The sequence below is a fragment of the Flavobacterium alvei genome (assembly GCF_002920895.1).
GTDB lineage: Bacteria > Bacteroidota > Bacteroidia > Flavobacteriales > Flavobacteriaceae > Flavobacterium > Flavobacterium alvei.
Map to the genome: position 1 here is coordinate 251945 of NZ_PQVG01000006.1, position 20433 is coordinate 272377.

Here is a 20433-nt window from a genome sequence, read left to right on the forward strand (position 1 = left end):
AAAACAATACTAAATTCAAAGAATAAAAAATAAGTAACATTTTTATAAACTTTAATCCACAAAAAAAGCCTCGAATTTCTTCGAAGCTTTTGCGTTCTGGGTGGCTGACCGGGTTCGAACCGGCGACCCTCGGCACCACAAACCAATACTCTAACCAGCTGAGCTACAACCACCATTTTTTAACGAGTGCAAATATAATACTTAAGTTTGCTTTTGCAAAGAAAAAAATAAAAAAATTACATCAAATCACTTAAACTATTGACAGCCAAATATCTTTCGACTGTAAAACCTTCGGCAAAATCAGTACCAATTAATCTTCCCAAATCCTGAGCGCGATAATTAAGACTTTCCAAGAAGTTTTTCGATGCAATCAAGGTTTCGGGTTCATTAGAATTGGGGTTATAAAACTGAGAACCGTAGGCCAAAATAGCTTCGACTCTTTTCTCATTAAACCCTGTTATATCTACTACAAAATCGGGTGTTATATTTTTCCATTGAATGTAATGATAGACTAATTTAGGTCGCCAAACTTGTTGTTTATCACCTTTGTGTTCCGTTTCAATTTTCATTAATCCAGACAAAAAACAAGAGTCTGAAACCAATTGACTTCCTTTTCCGTGATCGATATGGCGGTCATCAATGGCATTGCAAATTACAATTTCAGGCTGGTATTTGCGAATCATCTCAATAATTTTTAATTGGTGTGCTTCATCATTCACAAAAAAACCATCACGCATATCCAGATTCTCCCGAATAGAAATGCCTAATATTTTTGCAGCATCCGCCGCTTCTTGATTCCTGATTTCAACTGAACCACGAGTTCCTAATTCACCACGAGTCAAATCGATGATTCCCACTATTTTCCCTAACGAAATTTCTTTGGCTAATGTTCCTCCACAACCTAATTCTACATCATCTGGATGTGCACCGAAGGCTAATATATCTAATTTCATTTCTTTTTTTATTAATATTAATTAGTACACGGATAAACACCGATTCGCTATGCGAAAATACGGATGAAACAGATTTTAATAGTTACTAAACTCATACATAATTTTTAAAATCCGTTTTATCTGCGACTTTACGAAGTAAATCCGTTTTATCTGCGTTCCATTTTACAAAACTTTTTTCATCGTACTCGATTTATTGATGCTTTCCTCCCACTCTTTTTCAGGAATACTATCTTTGGTAATTCCGCATCCCATAAATAGATGAGCTTGTGAATTGCTAATTTCCATTGAGCGCAAATTTACAAACAAATCGGTTTTGTTATTCATATTTAATTCTCCCAAAAAGCCAGTGTAAAAAGTACGGGAGTAATTTTCGTTTTCTAAGATAAATTTTTTAGACTCAAGTTTTGGCAAACCACAAACGGCGGGTGTTGGATGCAATAATTGAATGACTTGTTGCAAACTTGAACTCGATTTTAAAGTTCCAGAAATGTCAGTTTTTATATGCCAAATACTTCCTGCTTTTAAACTATAAGGTTTTGAAACTAATACTTCCGAAGCCACACTTTTCAATTTATCTACAATATAATCGGTGACGAATTGTTGTTCTTCTTGTTCTTTTTTTGGCCAAACAACTTCATTGGAACCTGTATCTTTTTGCGTTCCTGCCAAAGCCATAGTATGAAATTCATCTTCATTGGCCTTCAACAATTGTTCGGGCGTTGCACCCAGCCAAGTTCCTATTTTTGGATGATGAAAACCATATACAAAAGTAGTTGGATAGGTTTGAACCAATTTTTTAAAGGTGTCAATCACATCAAAATCAACCAAATTCAAGGTTTCTTTTCGAGATAAAACTACTTTTTTGAATTCGTTATTTGCTATGGCTTGAATTCCTTTGGTAACCAAATCTTCAAACTGATTTTTAACAGTTGCATCAGGTGAATTTAATTGTATATTAGTGATAGAGTTTTCTTTAATTTGAAAATTAGCACTAATAATTTCAGACTGATTTTCAGGAATTATGTAGGTTTGGTTTCCGTCAAAAGAGGCAAAAACAAAGCCTTTTTCGTTGAAATCTTTAACTTCGAACAAGTTATCGTTTTGCTGTAAAAGCCCTATAATCTTATCCGTATTGGGTTTGTTGTAGATTACAAAAGGTAAGTTTTGATTATAATGTGTCTTGACTTTTTCTAAAATTTTTTCCATTATAAATCTTTGCTTTTTCGCTTTGGAAGTATCATAGTAGTCAATTTGCAAATAGAAATTAAAGACTCATTTTCGTCGGTAATTCGAATTTCCCAAAGATGAATACTGCTTCCTTTGTGCATAATTCTAGCAGTTGCCGTAACTATTCCATTTCGTTTTGATTTGACGTGATTGGCCGAGATTTCAATTCCTCGAACTTCGCTTTGTTCTCCGTTTACAAATAAAAAAGAGGCCGCACTCCCAACACTTTCTGCCAAAGCCACCGTAGCTCCGCCGTGCAACAATCCCATAGGTTGATGAACTGAAGGGTTTACAGGCATTGTTGCTACTAAAAAATCAGGTCCAGCATCGGTGTATTTGATATTAAGCGTTTGCATCAAAGTATTTTCTGAAATTGAATTGCAATAATGAAGGATTTTTTCTTTGTCGAATGTCATTGATTTTGCTTTAAAGTGTAAAATTAGATAAAAGAGAGTAAAAACAAATGCTATTATAACTTCAAATTTGAAAAACCTTCTTTATTCCAAATAGAATTTGCTATTTTTACAAAAAATTCAATCGAAATGCGTCAGTTTACTTTTCTTTTTTTTATTGGAATCCTTATTTCTCTTAGTTCATGCCGAACAGATTTTGAAACCATACCAAGCACAGGAGATTTAAAATTCTCAAAAGACACCATTTATTTAGATACTGTTTTTACGAACATTGGCTCGAGTACTTATACGCTAAAAGTGTACAATCATAGCAAAAATGACATCACAATTCCAACCATTCAATTAGGAAAAGGACTAGCTTCAAAATACCGAATGACAGTTGACGGAATGCAAGGCAATCAAGGTAAAATATTTAATAATGTGAATCTTTTGGCCAAAGATAGTTTGTATATTTTTATTGAAACCACCGCCAATATTGCCGATGCCAACCCAACCGATTTTCTTTATACGGATCAAATTCAATTTGATGGAGGAAGTAATCTTCAAAAGGTAGAATTAGTAACACTTATTCAGGATGCCGTTTTTCTTTATCCCAAAAAAAATAGTGATGGAACCACCGAAACCCTTCCTATAGGTGATGAAGAAATTTATGGTTTTTATTTAGACCCGAATGATCCTGTAAATGGCAACGAACTGAAATTTACCAATAAGAAACCCTATGTAATTTATGGTTATGCAGCAGTTCCGTCTGGAAAAACGGTCACTTTTGATCCTGGGGCAAGGGTCCATTTTCACGCCAATTCTGGACTTATTTTAGCAAATAACGCATCAATAAATGTAAATGGAAGCGTTTCGACAACCGATAAATTAGAGAACGAAGTAATTTTTGAAGGAGATCGATTAGAACCTGATTTTGCAGATGTTCCCGGACAATGGGGTGCAATTTGGCTCACAGATGGTAGTACTAATCATAAAATAAATCATTTAACGATAAAAAATGCAGCGATTGGTTTGTTGATTCAAAACAATAATGGGACAACAGTTGACATCAAAAATACTCAAATTTACAATTCGTCTAATTATGGAATTCTTGCCCAAACTGCCAAAATTAATGGTGAAAATCTAGTCATAAATAATGCAGGGTTAGGCAGTTTAGCTTGTACTTATGGTGGAGATTATAAATTTACACATTGTACTTTCAACAATAATTGGAATAGCTCGAATCAAGTTGCACTTTTGGTGAATAATTATTTTACTGGTGCCGTTCCAGAAGTAAAAGATTTGACAGCTGCCACCTTCAATAACTGTATTATTTATGGTTCGTATTCGAATGAATTAATATTAGATAAAAACCCTGACGCTAGCTTTGTGTATCAATTCAATAATTGTCTTATTAAGTTCGATGACATTAGAGTTGGAGAAGCAAATTATGCACTCTATGATTTTATAAGAAATGAAAAATCTGGAAACATAAAAAGTAAAGATGGTATTAATACCCCCAAGTTTTATAAAGCCAATCTAAATCAATTAAATATTGATGAAACTTCAGCAGCTTTCCAAAAAGGAAATACTATCTATCGTATACCAAAAGATATTTTAGGAGTTACAAGGTCTTTAACACCTGATATAGGAGCATATCAAAGTAAAGCTTTTCCAAAATAAATGTTGTTAAATTAACTTTCAGAATTATCTTTTAACCCTGACTTATTTCTAAGTTTGTACTTCGTTTAATAAAATAAAATATTCTATAAAATAGCATTCAATGAAACTAAAATTACTTTTTACCTCACTATTATTTTCACTATTTTCCTTTGCACAAATTCCCGCAGGATATTACAATTCAGCAACCGGAACTGGTTATACTTTAAAGACAAATTTATACAACATCATCAAAGGCCACACCGACAATGGGTATGATGGTTTATATGTGACTTATCAAGCCTCGGACAGGGATTATTATTATGAAAATGATGGAACTGTTTTAGATATGTATTCTGAAAATCCAACAGGAATTGACCCTTATAACTATTCTTCTGGATCTACACAGCGATGTGGTAGCTATTCTGCTGAAGGCGATTGCTACAATAGAGAACACATCATCCCCCAATCTGTTTTTAATAAAAATGCTCCAATGGTTTCTGATGCACATTCCATTACGCCAACAGACGGTATAGTAAATAATTATAGAAGTAATCATCCACACGGAATTGTTGCTTCGGCTTCAAAAACTACTTTAAACGGAAGCAAACTAGGAACTAGTGGTGTTTCTGGATATTCAGGAACTGTTTTCGAACCTATTGATGAATTCAAAGGTGATATTGCGAGAATGTATTTTTATTTTGCAACTCGTTACGAAAATACTGTCGCTGGATATTCTTATGATATGTTTAATGGTACAAGTAATCAAGTTTTTACACCAGAATTTTTAAGTATGTTATTGACCTGGCACGCACAAGACCCAGTAAATGCAAGAGAAATTGCTCGTAACAATGCTATTTATGCCCGTCAAAACAATAGAAATCCATTTATTGATCATCCTGAATATGTTCAATTAATTTGGAATCCAACTGCCGATACAGTAGCGCCAACCGCTGCTACAAATTTAGCCGTTACAGGAACTACATCTAGTACGGTTTCTTTGAGCTGGACAGCCGCTACTGATAACGTTGCTGTAACAAGTTATGATATCTATATGAATAGCGTTCTGAAAACTTCGGTTTCAAGTTCAAATCTAACAGCGACAATAACAGGACTTACAGCATCAACAACTTATTCTTTTTATGTTATTGCAAAAGATGCTGCTGTAAATTCATCTCCTGCGAGTAATACTGCAAATGGAACAACAACGATTGCCATTCCTGATACTCAAAACCCAACTGCACCAACCAATTTGGCCGTTACAGGAAGTTCTTCAAGTACAGTCTCTTTGAGTTGGACTGCCAGTACTGATAATGTTGGAGTAACTAGCTATGACGTTTATGTGAACTCCGTTTTCAAATCAACAGTTTCTGGAACAACTGCATTGGTAAATGGTCTTACTCCCTCCACTACTTATTCTTTTTATGTTGTAGCTAAAGATGCTGCTGGAAATTCTTCCCTTCAAAGTAATGCAATAAACGGAACGACTACAGTACTAACTTCTTCTTGTGCCAACGAAAGTTTTGAAAATATTCCCGCAACGGCTTCCTCTTATGCTACCAGAACCTGGATTGGAGATTCTGGCTTAAATTGGACTGCCACAGATGCTCGTACTGATCAAACTTTAAATACAAAAGCCATTTGTATAAAAAACGGATCTCTTTCAGCTTCAACATCAGCTGATGGTATTGGAAGTTTAACCGTTACGACTCAATTAAAATTTACTGGAACTAGCGGAACTTTCAATCTTCGTGTTAATGGAAATATTGTAGGAACCATTCCATATAGCACTACAGGTGTATCAACAACCACAACCATTTCTGGAATCAATATTGCAGGTGATGTAGTTATTAGTATTACAGACAATAGTCTAACAACAAATCGTGTTGCTTTCGACGATCTCTCTTGGACTTGTTATTCTGGTTTAGGGCTTGAAAGTTTAAGTCAAAAGGATTTTAAAATATATCCAAATCCATCAAACGGTGATTTTAATATTGTTTTTGATGATTCCAATGGTACTCATTCTGTTGAAATATTCTCTTTATTAGGACAAAAAGTTTTCGAAAAAAACAACACGCAAGGCTCATCTATATTGGTAAACAATCTTCAAAAAGGCACTTATTTGATAAAGGTAACTAAAGATTCCAAATCAAGGACTGAAAAGATTATCATCAACTAAATCTAAAGCGGCAAATTTGCCGCTTTTTTTTTAAGTCTTAATTACCTAAATTTGCACCGCAATACAACAAACTACACAACAATGATCCATTTCTTTGAAAACCAAAGCAAGACTATTTTTGCAGTTCAAACACAAAACGAAATCTCGACAGAAGACATTTCAAAACTCAACTGGCTTTTTGCCGACGCACATAAAATAGAGAAATCCGTATTGTCGGATTTTTTTGTTGGTCCCCGCGCCACAATGATTACGCCTTGGAGTACCAATGCCGTGGAGATTACCCAAAATATGGGCATTTCCGGAATCATTCGAATTGAAGAATTTCACAAAGCAACTGACGAAACTTTTGATTTCGACCCGATGCTTTCGCAAAAATATACCGAGTTGAATCAAGATATTTTCACGATCCACATTCAACCGGAAGCCATACTAAACATTGGCGATATCGCTGCTTACAACCAATCGGAAGGATTGTCATTAAGCGTTGAAGAAGTAGAATATTTGAATAATTTGTCCACCAAATTAGGCAGAAAACTGACTGATTCCGAGATTTTCGCTTTCTCCCAAGCCAATTCAGAACACTGTCGCCACAAGATTTTCAACGGAACTTTTGTGATTGACGGCGTGGAAAAAGAAACTTCTCTTTTCAAATTAATCAAAAAAACATCGCAGGAAAATCCCAACGATATTGTTTCGGCTTACAAAGACAACGTGGCTTTCGTGAAAGGGCCAAGAGTGCAACAATTTGCTCCAAAATCGGCCGACAAACCCGATTTTTACGGAATAAAAGAATTTGATTCGGTTATCTCTTTAAAAGCAGAAACCCATAATTTCCCAACTACTGTAGAGCCTTTCAACGGAGCCGCAACAGGTTCGGGAGGAGAAATTAGAGACAGATTAGCTGGTGGACAAGGTTCATTACCAATGGCGGGAACTGCAGTTTATATGACTTCGTATTCAAGATTGGAAGAAGAACGTCCTTGGGAAGATGCCGTAGCCGAAAGAAAATGGTTGTATCAAACGCCAATGGATATTTTGATAAAAGCCTCCAATGGAGCGTCTGATTTTGGAAATAAATTTGGACAACCATTGATTACGGGTTCGGTTTTGACTTTCGAACACGAAGAAAACAACCGCAAGTTGGGTTACGACAAAGTAATTATGCAAGCAGGAGGAATTGGTTACGGAAAACTAGATCAAGCCATCAAACACAAGCCACAAGAAGGCGACAAAATTGTTATCCTTGGTGGAGAAAATTACAGGATTGGAATGGGTGGAGCTGCCGTTTCCTCTGCCGATACCGGTGCGATGAGTTCCGGAATCGAGTTGAATGCCGTGCAACGTTCAAACCCTGAAATGCAAAAACGTGCTGCCAATGCCATTCGTGGTTTGGTAGAAAGCGACAACAACCCCATCGTTTCCATTCACGATCACGGAGCCGGCGGACACTTGAACTGTCTTTCGGAATTGGTGGAAGAAACGGGTGGTTTGATTGATTTGGATAAATTGCCTGTGGGTGACCCTACCCTTTCGGCCAAAGAAATTATTGGTAACGAATCCCAAGAAAGAATGGGATTGGTTATTGGTCAAAAAGATATTGATTTGCTTCAAAAAATTGCTGACAGGGAACGTTCTCCAATGTACCAAGTGGGTGACGTAACAGCAGATCACCGTTTTACATTCGAGTCCAAAACTACCGGATTGAAACCTATGGATTATGCTTTGGAAGATTTCTTCGGAAGTTCACCAAAAACGGTAATGACGGACAAAACTGTAGATTACAACTATCCAGCATTAGAATATAGCGTAAAAAATATTTCTACTTATTTAGAGCAAGTTTTACAATTAGAAGCCGTGGCCTGTAAAGACTGGTTGACCAATAAAGTCGATCGTTGCGTGGGCGGAAAAGTGGCCAAACAACAATGTGCAGGGCCTTTGCAATTGCCATTGAACAATTGTGGTGTGGTCGCTTTGGATTATACCGGAAAAGAAGGAATTGCCACATCCATCGGACACTCGCCTATTGCCTCCTTGATTGATCCTGTTGCGGGAACCAGAACAGCTATTGCCGAATCGTTGTCGAATATTGTTTGGGCTCCGATTAAAGACGGTTTGAAAGGAATTTCCCTATCGGCCAACTGGATGTGGGCTTGCAAGAATGAAGGAGAAGACGCTCGTTTGTATGCTGCTGTTGAAGCTTGTTCTGACTTTGCCATCGAATTGGGAATCAATATTCCAACCGGAAAAGATTCACTTTCGATGAAACAAAAATATCCAAACGACGAAGTAATCGCGCCAGGAACGGTTATTATTTCGGCTGGTGGAAATTGTACTGACATTCGAAAAGTGGTAGAACCTGTTTTGCAAAAAGACGGTGGTTCTATTTATTATATCAATTTGTCGCAAGACAATTTCAAATTGGGAGGTTCTTCTTTGGCACAAACCTTGAATTCCATTGGAAACGAAGCACCAACCATCAAAGATGCCGCTTTCTTCAAGAATGCATTTAATACTATTCAAGAATTGATTTTGGACAATCAAATCTTGGCTGGTCACGATATTGGAAGCGGTGGTTTGATTACCACATTATTGGAAATGTGTTTTGCTGATAATAATTTGGGAGCCAAAATTGACTTCTCCGTTTTCGAAGAAAAAGACATCATCAAATATTTATTCTCCGAAAATATCGCGGTGGTTTTCCAAGCCAAAGACGATGCATCAGTAGAAAATGTACTGAAAAACAAAGGCGTTTCGTTCTACAAGTTAGGGACTGCCACTACCAATGGTATTTTAGACTTTGGTCCTTGCGGATTGGATATTGCCAAATACAGGGACATTTGGTTTAAAACCTCTTTCTTGTTGGATCAAAAACAATCCAAAAACGGAACGGCCCAAGCACGTTTCGACAATTACAAAAACCAAGCATTAAATTATACATTCCCAACACATTTCACTGGAAAAGCACCTGTTATTGACAACTCAAAACCAAGACCGAAAGCAGCCATCATTCGTGAAAAAGGAAGTAATTCGGAACGTGAAATGGCGAATTCAATGTACTTGGCTGGTTTTGACGTTAAAGACGTCCACATGACCGACTTGATTTCGGGACGCGAAAATCTGGAAGACATCCAATTCATTGGAGCTGTTGGAGGATTCTCGAATTCCGATGTTTTGGGTTCTGCCAAAGGTTGGGCAGGAGCCTTTTTATACAACGAGAAAGCCAAAACCGCTTTGGACAATTTTTTCAAAAGAGAAGACACGCTTTCTGTGGGAATCTGTAACGGTTGCCAATTGTTGATGGAATTGGAAAAAATCAATCCAGAGCACGAAGTACACGGAAAAATGTTGCACAACGACAGCCACAAACACGAAAGCATCTTTACATCGGTGACAATTCAAGAAAACAAATCGGTGATGTTATCGACTTTGGCGGGAAGCACTTTGGGAGTTTGGGTTTCGCACGGAGAAGGAAAATTTAATTTGCCAATGGGCGAAGAAAACTACAACATCGTTGGAAAATACGGTTACGACAGTTATCCAGCCAATCCGAATGGTTCTGATTTTAATACGGCAATGCTTTGCGACACAACAGGTCGTCATTTGGTAATGATGCCACATATCGAGCGTTCTACTTTCCAATGGAACTGGGCGAATTATCCAAAAGATAGAAACGACGAGGTTACGCCTTGGCACGAAGCCTTTGTAAATGCCAGATTGTGGATTGAAAAGCATTAATCTAAAAATAAATACTATTCCATTAAGGAGTTGATTTTTTTCGACTCCTTTTTTTTTGTTAAAAAGACAAAAACATCATATTTTTTACTAATTTGCAATATTAAACACTATTCCAAATGAAAAAAATCACCCGATTATTTGATTTTCCTTACTACCAATTAGAGCATTATAACATTTCGGATGCGTTGGTCACCAAATATAATGGGGTTTGGGTAAAAACTTCGACCCAAGAATACATCGCAAAAGCCAATACAATTTCTAGAGCTTTATTGCAAATGGGAATTCAAAAAAACGATAAAATTGCCTTAATTTCATCGAATAATAGAACCGAATGGAATATTATGGACATTGGAATATTGCAAACTGGGGCACAAAATGTTCCCATTTATCCAACTATATCTGAAACAGATTACGAATATATACTAAATCATTCCGGTTCGATATATTGTTTTGTATCGGATATTGAAGTGTTAGAAAAAGTAAATTCCATTTTACCTAATCTTCCTAATCTAAAAGGAGTTTATTCTTTTGATGAAATTGTAGGCTGCAAAAACTGGAAAGAACTACTAACTCTTGGCGAAGACCAAAGCAACCAAGAAGCTGTCGAAGAACGAAAAAATAGCATACAAACCGATGATTTAGCCACTATAATTTATACTTCTGGAACTACAGGCAAACCAAAAGGTGTAATGCTTTCGCATAAAAACATCGTTTCTAATGTGTTGGATAGCGCTTCGAGAATTCCATTCACAGCTGGCCAAAGTAGAGCCATGAGCTTCTTACCGATTTGCCATATTTTCGAAAGAATGGTTTTATATATCTATCAGTTTTACGGTGTTTCGGTATATTTTGGCGAATCGATTGATAAAATTAGTGATAACATCAAAGAAGTAAGACCAACCGTAATGACGGCTGTACCAAGACTTATTGAAAAAGTATATGACAAAATCTACTCTAAAGGATTAGAGTTAAAAGGAATAAAAAGAAAATTATTTTTTTGGGCTGTAGATTTGGGATTAAAATATGAACCTTACGGAGCTAATGGTTTTTGGTATGAATTTCAATTAAAAATAGCCCGAAAACTCATTTTCAGCAAATGGAAAGAAGGTCTGGGAGGCAATTTAGATTTATTAGTTTCAGGAAGTGCTGCTCTTCAACCAAGATTAGCCAGAGTATTTGCCGCAGCCGAAATGCCTGTAGTAGAAGGGTATGGATTAACCGAAACTTCTCCTGTGATTGCTGTGAATGATATGCGAAATTTTGGTTTTAAGGTGGGAACTGTTGGAAAATTAATCGACAATGTAGAAGTCAAAATTGCTGAAGACGGAGAAATTCTTTGCAAAGGTCCCAATGTAATGCTGGGTTATTACAAGGACGAAGAATTGACCAAACAAGCCTTAGTTGATGGCTATTTCCACACGGGTGATATTGGCGAAATTGACAGCGCAGGTTTTCTTAAAATTACCGACCGAAAGAAAGAAATGTTTAAAACTTCGGGAGGAAAATACATTTCGCCACAATTACTTGAAAACGCTATGAAACAATCCCGTTTTATAGAACAAATTATGGTCATTGGCGATGGACAAAAAATGCCAGCTGCTTTCATTCAGCCTAATTTTGAATTTGTAAAGACTTGGGAAAAACTACACGGAATTCAAGTGGGTACGACCAACGAAGAAATTATTTCAAACCCAAAAGTAATTGAACGCATTCAGGAAGAAGTGGATATTTTGAATGAAAAATTTGGAAATTGGGAAAAAATAAAACGTTTCGAATTAACTCCAGATGTTTGGTCTATTGACGGAGGGCACCTCACTCCTACTCTAAAACTTAGACGGAAAATTGTAATGGAAAAGTATATTGATTTATATAATAAAATATACAATTAGCATTGTATGTATTATCATTTATGATTTTTATTTTTTCAAACAATTAATCATTATTTAAATACTCAAACTCTTCAATTTTTGAAGAGTTTTTTATACCAAATTAACAAATTTTAAAAAATTAACATATTTATTATGCGTGCATAGTATTTTTTTATTACATTTGAAAATTCCAAAAAAATATGAAAGATAAAACCATAGATTATGTTCTTCGTGCCACTTGGCAAGCTGTGTCAAGAATGTACAACGAAGAGGCTACAAAATACGGTGCTACAATGGCAACTGGTTTTGCCTTGTTGAGTATTGACAAAGAGGAAGGAACACCATCAACTGCCTTGGGGCCAAAGATGGGAATGGAAGCTACGAGCCTAACCAGAACATTAAAAAACATGGAAGAAAAAGGACTGATTTACAAAAAACCCAACCCTGTTGACGGTCGAGGTGTATTGATTTATCTAACCGAATTTGGAAAAGAAAAAAGAGAATTATCAAAGGAAACCGTGTTGAAATTTAATGAAGCCGTAAAACAAAATGTATCTGCTGAAAAATTGCAGCATTTTATGGAAGTTTCAGAAATTATAAATGACTTAATCATCGAAAAGAAAATATTTTAAGTGTATTAACGCTTGTCCTATTTAAAAGTCAATTGCAAGAATCACAACAATCAAAAAAAAACATAAACCGTTTAAAATGAAACGATCTATCAAAAAAGTTGCAGTAATTGGATCCGGAATTATGGGTTCGGGAATTGCTTGTCATTTTGCCAATATTGGCGTAGAAGTATTGCTTTTGGATATAATTCCAAACGAACTCACCGAAGCCGAAATCAAAAAAGGGTTAACTTTAGAAAACAAAATAGTTCGCAATCGTTTGGTGAATGAACATCTCCAAAATGCCTTAAAATCAAAGCCATCGCCTATTTATCATCAAAAATTTGCTAGCCGAATCACTACTGGAAATACTACCGACGATATAGCAAAAATTGCTAATGTCGATTGGATTATCGAAGTGGTTGTTGAACGTTTGGATATCAAAAAATTAGTTTTCGAACAAATAGAAAAATTCCGCAAACCAGGAACATTAATTACTTCTAATACTTCTGGAATCCCGATTCATTTTATGAGCGAAGGAAGATGCGAGGATTTTCAACAACATTTCTGCGGTACACACTTTTTTAATCCAGCTCGTTATTTAAAATTATTCGAAATCATTCCAGGACCAAAAACTTCTGTTGAAGTATTGGATTTCTTAACGACTTATGGCGAAAAATTCTTAGGCAAAACTTCGGTTGTGGCGAAAGATACTCCGGCATTTATTGGAAACAGAATCGGGATTTTCGGAATCCAAAGTTTGTTTCACTTGGTCAAAGAAATGGGATTGACCATCGAAGAAGTCGATAAATTGACTGGTCCAGTTATTGGGAGACCAAAATCAGCGACTTTCCGTACGGTTGACGTGGTTGGTTTAGATACTTTGATACACGTTGCCAACGGAATTTATGAAAACTGCCCGAACGACGAAGCTCACGAACTCTTCAAATTACCAGATTTCATCAACAAAATGATGGAAAACAAATGGTACGGAAGTAAAACAGGACAAGGTTTTTACAAAAAAGTAGACAAAGACATTCTTTCTTTGGACTTGGATACATTAGAATATCGCCCTGCCAAAAAAGCTTCTTTTGCTACTTTGGAACTTACCAAAACTATTGATAAACCTATTGATCGTTTTAAAGTATTGGTAAAAGGAAAAGATAAAGCAGGTGAATTTTACAGAAAAAGTTTCGCTGGATTATTTGCTTATGTTTCCAATAGAGTTCCTGAAATTTCAGATGAATTATACAAAATCGATGATGCTATGAAGGCGGGTTTCGGTTGGGAAAATGGACCTTTCGAAATCTGGGATGCCATTGGTGTTGCTGACGGAATCGAAATAATGAAAGCCGAAGGATTAACCCAAGCAACTTGGGTTACTGATATGTTAGCTTCTGGAACTTCAAGCTTTTATTCTATTAAAGAAGGCGCTACTTATTTCTACAATATTCCGAATAAATCACAAACCAAAGTTCCTGGACAAGATGCCTTCATCATTCTGAACAACATTCGCGAAAGCAAAAAAGTTTGGAGTAATAGTGGAGCCATCATACAAGATTTAGGCGATGGAATTTTGAATTTAGAGTTTCAATCGAAAATGAATACCATTGGTGGCGATGTTTTGCAAGCTATCAATAAAGCCATTGATTTATCCGAAAAAGAATACCAAGGTTTGGTTATTGGAAATCAAGGCGCTAATTTTTCTGTGGGTGCTAATATCGGAATGATATTTATGATGGCGGTCGAACAAGAATACGACGAATTGAATATGGCCATCAAGATGTTCCAAGATACGATGATGCGAGTGCGTTATTCAGGAATTCCAGTTGTGGTTGCTCCTCACGGGATGACTTTGGGTGGCGGTTGTGAAATGAGTATGCACGCTGACAAAGTCGTTGCTGCTGCAGAAACTTATATCGGGTTGGTGGAGTTTGGTGTTGGCGTAATTCCTGGTGGCGGCGGGTCAAAAGAAATGACCTTGAGAGCATCGGATTTATTCCGCAAAAATGATGTAGAATTGAATGTGTTGCAAGAATATTTCTTGACCGTGGCAATGGCAAAAGTTTCGACTTCGGCTTATGAAGCCTTTGATTTAGGCGTTTTGCAACACGGAAAAGACATTGTCATTGTCAATAAAGATCGCCAAATTGCAGAAGCCAAAAAACACGCATTGCTACTAGCCGAAGCAGGTTACACCCAACCGATTCGAAGAAATGATGTGAAAGTTCTAGGAAAACAAGCTTTAGGAATGTTCTTAGTTGGAACTGACCAAATGGAAGCTGGAAAATACATCTCGGAACACGACAAGAAAATCGCCAACAAACTAGCTTATGTTATGGCTGGAGGCGATTTATCAGAACCAACATTGGTAAGTGAGCAATATTTATTGGATATAGAAAGAGAGGCGTTTTTGAGTTTGTGCACCGAAAGAAAGACATTGGAAAGAATTCAATTTATGTTGACTAAAGGAAAACCTTTAAGAAATTAGATAATAGATATAAAGACGTATAGATGATAGACAAAATTTGTACTCCAAAAAGTATATCAATCTATTATCTATTCGTCTATCATCTTAAAAAACAAAAACTATGAAAACAGCCTATATAGTAAAAGCCTACCGAACAGCCGTTGGAAAAGCCCCAAAAGGCGTATTTCGTTTCAAAAGACCTGATGAATTGGCGGCAGAAACCATCGAATTTATGATGAATCAATTGCCCGATTTCGACAAAACCAGAATCGATGACGTAATGGTAGGAAACGCAATGCCCGAAGCCGAACAAGGATTGAATATGGGACGCTTAATTTCCTTGATGGGATTAAAAGTAACTGATGTTCCAGGCGTGACCGTAAACCGTTATTGTGCTTCAGGAATCGAAACCATCGGTATGGCAACAGCTAAAATCCAATCGGGAATGGCAGATTGTATTATTGCTGGTGGTGCTGAAAGTATGAGCTTTATTCCAATGGGTGGTTACAAACCCACACCGGATTACGCTGCCGCAAAAGCAGGTAACGAAGATTATTATTGGGGAATGGGATTGACCGCAGAGGCCGTGGCCAAACAATTCAACATTTCGAGAGAAGATCAAGATGAATTTGCTTTTAATTCCCACAAAAAAGCCTTGAAAGCACAAGCCGAAGGAAAATTTGATTCACAAATTGTTCCGATATCGATTGAGCAAACTTTTATCAATGAAAATGGTAAAAAAGAAACGAAAACCTACCTAGTCAATAAAGACGAAGGTCCAAGAGCAGATACCTCATTGGAAGTATTATCAAAACTAAAACCTGTTTTTGCGGCTGACGGAAGTGTAACAGCAGGAACTTCATCCCAAATGAGCGATGGAGCCGCTTTTGTTTTGATTATGAACGAAGAAATGGTCAAAGAATTGAACCTCAATCCTATTGCCCGTTTGGTTAGCTATGCGTCCGCAGGAGTTGAACCCAGAATTATGGGAATTGGTCCAGTAAAAGCCATTCCGAAAGCCTTAAAACAAGCTGGATTAGAATTGAAAGACATTGATTTGGTGGAATTGAACGAAGCATTCGCCTCGCAATCATTAGCAGTAATTCGGGAGTTGAACATCAATCCTGATATTGTGAACGTTAATGGTGGTGCAATTGCCTTAGGTCATCCTTTGGGCTGTACAGGTGCAAAATTATCTGTTCAACTATTCGACGAAATGAAACGCAGAAATAATAAATACGGAATAGTGAGCATGTGCGTAGGAACTGGACAAGGCAGTGCGGGGATTTATGAATTGTTGTAAAAAGAGTCAAGAAAATAGAAACAAGAATAAAGAAACAAGAGTTTAAATGAGGCATAATTTTAAGAACTTGAAAATTTGGATTTTAGCTATGGATATTGCCAATGATATTTACAAACTAACTTCAACTTTTCCAAAATCTGAAGTATATAGTCTGTCAAGTTAAATGAACCGTTGTTCGGTTTCAATGCCTTCCAATATTGCAGAAGGTTCAAATAGAGGAAATAAGCATTTTCAATATTATTTGAATATTAGTTTAGGCTCATCATTTGAATTGCAAACTCAATTGTTGATTGCTTTTCAAAATAATTATCTATCAGAAGAAAAAACAACCGGAATAGAAAGCAAAATAATTGAATTTCAAAAGATGACAACAGGTTTCATAAATAAGTAAGACAACAATCTTTCTTCTTGATTCTTTCACCTTTTATCTAAACAACCATTAAATCTAAAAATATGAACGATAAAACTCGCGGTGGTCAATTCATCGTAAAAGAAACAAAATGCGAAGATGTCTTCACTCCAGAAGATTTCAATGAAGAGCAAATTATGATGCGTGATTCGGTAAAAGAATTTGTAGACAAAGAAATTTGGCCTAACAAAAATCGTTTCGAAAGCAAAGATTATGCTTTTACTGAAGAAACTATGAAAAAAGCTGGAGAAATGGGCTTTCTGAGTGTGGCAGTACCTGAATCTTATGGCGGAATGGGAATGGGATTTGTAAATACCGTTTTGGTATGCGACTATATTTCAGGTGCTACAGGTTCGTTTTCAACTGCTTTTGGAGCTCATACCGGAATTGGAACAATGCCCATCACTTTGTATGGAACCGAAGAACAAAAGCAAAAATACGTTCCTAAACTGGCTTCTGGAGAATGGTTTGGAGCCTATTGCTTGACTGAACCTGGAGCTGGAAGCGATGCCAATTCTGGAAAAACCAAAGCTGTTTTGTCCGAAGATGGAACATATTATAAAATTACGGGGCAAAAAATGTGGATTTCCAATGCTGGATTTTGTTCTTTATTTATCGTTTTTGCACGAATTGAAAATGATAAAAATATTACAGGATTTATTCTAGAAAACACCACGGATAACGGAATTTCATTTGGAGAAGAAGAACACAAATTAGGAATTCGTGCCTCTTCGACTCGTCAAGTTTTCTTTAATGAAACCAAAATCCCTGTTGAAAATATGCTTTCTGAAAGAGGAAATGGGTTCAAGATTGCAATGAACGCGTTGAATGTAGGTCGTATTAAATTAGCAGCTGCTTGTCTTGACGCTCAACGAAGAGTAACTTCGGGTGCTGTGAAATATGCCAACGAGAGAATTCAATTCAACACGCCCATTGCTCAATTTGGAGCGATTCGGTTGAAATTAGCCGAAATGGCAACTTCTTGTTATGCGGGTGAAAGTGCCACTTACAGAGCTGCCAAAGATATTGAAGATCGAATTGCCGTTAGAGAAGCTGAAGGCACTTCGCATCAAGAATCAGAATTGAAAGGTGTTGAAGAATTTGCTATCGAATGTTCAATTCTAAAAGTAGCGGTTTCTGAAGATGTTCAGAATTGTGCTGACGAAGGAATTCAAATTTTTGGTGGAATGGGATTTTCTGAAGATACCCCAATGGAAAGTGCTTGGCGTGACGCCAGAATTGCCCGAATTTATGAAGGTACAAACGAGATTAACCGAATGCTTTCAGTAGGAATGTTGATTAAAAAGGCATTCAAAGGTCACGTTGATTTATTAGGGCCAGCTACTAAAGTTCAAGAAGAATTAATGGGAATTCCGTCTTTTGACGCTCCTGATTATTCGGAATTATTTGCCGAAGAAAAAGAAATGTTGGCTAAATTGAAAAAAGCGTTCCTAATGGTTGCTGGTGGAGCCGTTCAAAAATACGGACCCGATTTAGAGGGACACCAACAATTATTGATGGCTGCTGCCGATATTTTGATCGAAATTTATATGGCAGAATCGACCATTTTGAGAACCGAAAAATTAGCTAAAAAAGAAGGTGAAACTAATGTCCAAGAGCAAATAGCTATGGCTAAATTGTATTTATATAAAGCTGTTGACGTAATAACTCAAAAAGGAAAAGAAAGCATTATTTCTTTTGCCGAAGGCGATGAACAACGAATGATGCTGATGGGATTAAGACGTTTTACAAAATACACCAATATGCCTAATATCATTGGCTTAAGAGAAACCATTACAACCAAATTAGTAACTGAAAACGAATATTGTTTCTAATATCAAAAAAAACTAACTAATTCAAATAAAAAAGAGAGGATAGTTCATATTATCCTCTCTTTTTGCATATAATTTATTGCTTGACAAAAATAATTTCTTACTCCTTGTCTTCGCTTTCTCCTTCTTCTCCACTAACCGATTTTTGTTTAACATCTGCTGAAACTGAATTGGCTCTTATTTCAGTGTGACGAATTTCTCCACCAGTTGTTCCTGTTTGTTGCGCTAAAAAAACTCCAATAAAAGCAACGGTCAAAGCTATGAAGGAAACCAATTTTGCCTTAGCATGATTTTTATAGTTCAAGTATAATCCAGCGAGTGAAATTATTCCCAAAACATACAATACAAGTGCCATTTTTTCTGCCATTTCTTCGTGTTCGTGAATAATATGTTTTCCAACATTTGGCATATCTTCTACCATTTCTTCTGCTCCTTCACCTGTTGCCATACTAAATGCGGCAAAAAGTGCTGCTACAATAAACAAAACATAAGCCGTGTTTTTGACCGAATTGTTTTTAAAAACAATACTTGCAATTAAAATTCCTAATCCCAAAATCGTCCCGATAATTGGAAAATGGTTTACTACCATGTGTAAATGTGCGTCGTTCATCATTTTTTATTTAAAGTTATTTTTTTACTGTTTATAACGCTTTAATTCAAAAGCATAATTTTTAGTTTGCCAAATCAAAAACGCCTTTTACTAGTATTTTTGAAGAAGTATTAATTTGATCGTCAGGAATAATTTCTATTGTTTTTTCAGATTTTTCACCAACAGTTACAGCCACTTTTTTAAAGGAATAAATATTGTTTTTGTCATTATCCAATAAAAGTACGAAGTTTTTATTGCCCTCAATAATTAATGCATCTACAGGAATCGCCAATCCTTGTTTTGAATTGATTTTTATCTTGGCTTCAACAAACATTCCTGTAAGTAATTTTTGTTTTATTTTATCATCTAAATGTCCGTGAACATTGATGGTTCTATCATTTCCTTCAATTGATTTTCCAACCAAATGTACTTCTGCATCAAAAACTTCTTTGGTAGCTTCAGGAACGGTAAAAGTAATCTTTTGCCTCTCTTTTACCTTTAAAATGTCCTTTTCAAATACGGCTAATTCCAAATGTAAATGATTGGTATCTACAATTTCCAAAATTACATCCGAAGGAGCAACTGGCATTCCAACATTGGCATTCATAATGACAATATCTCCCGTAATTGGGGCATAAATAGTAACAATTGATGTTAATTTTCCTTTCTCAACATTGCTTGGATTGATGTTCAACAATTGCAGTTTAGATCTTAAACTTTGATATATTCCCAAAGTTTTTCTATAATCACTTTCCGCTTTGAGGTAATTTTTTTGGGAACTTATTTTTTCGTCATAAAGTGTTTTTTGTCTTTCGAATTCCGATTTTAAATATTTAATTTGCTCGGCTACTTCTAGATAATCTTTTTGAATATCAAGATATTCAGTATTTTCTAACGTTAAAAGTGCCTGACCTTTAGTCACTTTATCTCCAACCAAAAGCGTAGTGGATTTGACATATCCACCAATAAACGAAGTCACTTTTGCCCTATTTTGAGGTGGCACATCAATTCTTCCTGAAGTGTTGATAACAACATCAAAATCCTGTTCAACGGGACTTGCAATTTCCATTCCCGACGATTGAAATTGAGCGGTTGTAACAGTGGTTAGCCCACCATCTTTTGTTAATGGTTCTTCAGTTTTAGCGTCTTTACAAGAAAATAAAAGTGATATTATTGCGAAGTTATATATGATTCTTCTCATAGGTAACA

Annotated in this window: 14 protein-coding genes and 1 tRNA gene; 9 read left to right on the forward strand and 6 right to left on the reverse strand. The window is 36.2% G+C overall.

Annotation, left to right across the window (positions count from 1 at the left end):
• Positions 1 to 99: 99 nt before the first annotated feature.
• The 4 genes from C3L50_RS12055 to C3L50_RS12070 all read right to left on the reverse strand — a co-directional run bounded on the left by C3L50_RS12055 (position 100) and on the right by C3L50_RS12070 (position 2596).
• Positions 100 to 173, reverse strand: a tRNA-His gene (locus C3L50_RS12055).
• A 63-nt stretch (positions 174 to 236) separates the two neighbouring features.
• Complete coding sequence (gene bshB1, locus C3L50_RS12060) at positions 237 to 953, reverse strand: bacillithiol biosynthesis deacetylase BshB1 (RefSeq protein WP_103806427.1); 717 nt, start codon at positions 951 to 953, stop codon at positions 237 to 239.
• 162 nt (positions 954 to 1115) lie between these two features.
• Positions 1116 to 2159 (reverse strand): chorismate-binding protein, encoded by a 1044-nt coding sequence (locus C3L50_RS12065; protein WP_103806428.1) that lies wholly within the window; start codon positions 2157 to 2159, stop codon positions 1116 to 1118.
• Positions 2159 to 2596, reverse strand: a complete 438-nt coding sequence (locus C3L50_RS12070) for a PaaI family thioesterase (RefSeq protein ID WP_103806429.1) — start codon at positions 2594 to 2596, stop codon at positions 2159 to 2161. Before C3L50_RS12070 ends, C3L50_RS12065 begins: the two co-directional genes overlap by 1 nt.
• A gap of 126 nt (positions 2597 to 2722) precedes the next feature.
• Here C3L50_RS12070 and C3L50_RS12075 point away from each other — a divergent pair, with 126 nt between their 5' ends.
• From C3L50_RS12075 to C3L50_RS12115, 9 genes are all read left to right on the forward strand, one after another.
• Entirely contained in the window at positions 2723 to 4255 is a 1533-nt protein-coding gene (locus C3L50_RS12075) for a hypothetical protein (RefSeq protein WP_103806430.1), read from the forward strand.
• Positions 4256 to 4355: 100 nt separating this feature from the next.
• Complete coding sequence (locus tag C3L50_RS12080) at positions 4356 to 6410, forward strand: endonuclease (RefSeq protein WP_165784007.1); 2055 nt, start codon at positions 4356 to 4358, stop codon at positions 6408 to 6410.
• A gap of 81 nt (positions 6411 to 6491) precedes the next feature.
• Entirely contained in the window at positions 6492 to 10145 is a 3654-nt protein-coding gene (purL, locus tag C3L50_RS12085; protein ID WP_103806431.1) for a phosphoribosylformylglycinamidine synthase, read from the forward strand.
• 116 nt (positions 10146 to 10261) lie between these two features.
• Positions 10262 to 12034, forward strand: a complete 1773-nt coding sequence (locus tag C3L50_RS12090; protein ID WP_103806432.1) for an AMP-dependent synthetase/ligase — start codon at positions 10262 to 10264, stop codon at positions 12032 to 12034.
• 179 nt (positions 12035 to 12213) lie between these two features.
• Entirely contained in the window at positions 12214 to 12645 is a 432-nt protein-coding gene (locus tag C3L50_RS12095) for a MarR family winged helix-turn-helix transcriptional regulator (RefSeq protein WP_103806433.1), read from the forward strand.
• Positions 12646 to 12721: 76 nt separating this feature from the next.
• The gene (locus C3L50_RS12100; protein ID WP_103806434.1) at positions 12722 to 15112 is read left to right on the forward strand and encodes a 3-hydroxyacyl-CoA dehydrogenase/enoyl-CoA hydratase family protein; all 2391 of its coding nucleotides are present in this window, start codon (positions 12722 to 12724) and stop codon (positions 15110 to 15112) included.
• Positions 15113 to 15212: 100 nt separating this feature from the next.
• Entirely contained in the window at positions 15213 to 16394 is a 1182-nt protein-coding gene (locus C3L50_RS12105; protein WP_103806435.1) for an acetyl-CoA C-acyltransferase, read from the forward strand.
• A gap of 163 nt (positions 16395 to 16557) precedes the next feature.
• Entirely contained in the window at positions 16558 to 16785 is a 228-nt protein-coding gene (locus C3L50_RS12110; RefSeq protein ID WP_449528504.1) for a four helix bundle protein, read from the forward strand.
• A gap of 62 nt (positions 16786 to 16847) precedes the next feature.
• Complete coding sequence (locus tag C3L50_RS12115; RefSeq protein WP_103806436.1) at positions 16848 to 18638, forward strand: acyl-CoA dehydrogenase family protein; 1791 nt, start codon at positions 16848 to 16850, stop codon at positions 18636 to 18638.
• Positions 18639 to 18735: 97 nt separating this feature from the next.
• Here C3L50_RS12115 and C3L50_RS12120 read toward each other — a convergent pair whose 3' ends face one another.
• Together C3L50_RS12120 and C3L50_RS12125 are read right to left on the reverse strand one after the other, a co-directional pair.
• Positions 18736 to 19248: a hypothetical protein gene (locus C3L50_RS12120; protein ID WP_243400377.1), complete on the reverse strand. Its 513-nt coding sequence runs from the start codon at positions 19246 to 19248 to the stop codon at positions 18736 to 18738.
• Between the two features lie 58 nt (positions 19249 to 19306).
• Entirely contained in the window at positions 19307 to 20425 is a 1119-nt protein-coding gene (locus C3L50_RS12125) for an efflux RND transporter periplasmic adaptor subunit (RefSeq protein ID WP_103806490.1), read from the reverse strand.
• Between the last annotated feature and the right edge of the window lie 8 nt (positions 20426 to 20433).

Bases quoted from the DNA above. Each gene is read 5' to 3' on its own strand.
- bshB1 (WP_103806427.1), bottom strand. From the start codon at position 953: ATGAAATTAGATATATTAGCCTTCGGTGCACATCCAGATGATGTAGAA.
- C3L50_RS12065 (WP_103806428.1), bottom strand. From the start codon at position 2,159: ATGGAAAAAATTTTAGAAAAAGTCAAGACACATTATAATCAAAACTTA.
- C3L50_RS12070 (WP_103806429.1), bottom strand. From the start codon at position 2,596: ATGACATTCGACAAAGAAAAAATCCTTCATTATTGCAATTCAATTTCA.
- C3L50_RS12075 (WP_103806430.1), top strand. From the start codon at position 2,723: ATGCGTCAGTTTACTTTTCTTTTTTTTATTGGAATCCTTATTTCTCTT.
- C3L50_RS12080 (WP_165784007.1), top strand. From the start codon at position 4,356: ATGAAACTAAAATTACTTTTTACCTCACTATTATTTTCACTATTTTCC.
- purL (WP_103806431.1), top strand. From the start codon at position 6,492: ATGATCCATTTCTTTGAAAACCAAAGCAAGACTATTTTTGCAGTTCAA.
- C3L50_RS12090 (WP_103806432.1), top strand. From the start codon at position 10,262: ATGAAAAAAATCACCCGATTATTTGATTTTCCTTACTACCAATTAGAG.
- C3L50_RS12095 (WP_103806433.1), top strand. From the start codon at position 12,214: ATGAAAGATAAAACCATAGATTATGTTCTTCGTGCCACTTGGCAAGCT.
- C3L50_RS12100 (WP_103806434.1), top strand. From the start codon at position 12,722: ATGAAACGATCTATCAAAAAAGTTGCAGTAATTGGATCCGGAATTATG.
- C3L50_RS12105 (WP_103806435.1), top strand. From the start codon at position 15,213: ATGAAAACAGCCTATATAGTAAAAGCCTACCGAACAGCCGTTGGAAAA.
- C3L50_RS12110 (WP_449528504.1), top strand. From the start codon at position 16,558: ATGAACCGTTGTTCGGTTTCAATGCCTTCCAATATTGCAGAAGGTTCA.
- C3L50_RS12115 (WP_103806436.1), top strand. From the start codon at position 16,848: ATGAACGATAAAACTCGCGGTGGTCAATTCATCGTAAAAGAAACAAAA.
- C3L50_RS12120 (WP_243400377.1), bottom strand. From the start codon at position 19,248: ATGATGAACGACGCACATTTACACATGGTAGTAAACCATTTTCCAATT.
- C3L50_RS12125 (WP_103806490.1), bottom strand. From the start codon at position 20,425: ATGAGAAGAATCATATATAACTTCGCAATAATATCACTTTTATTTTCT.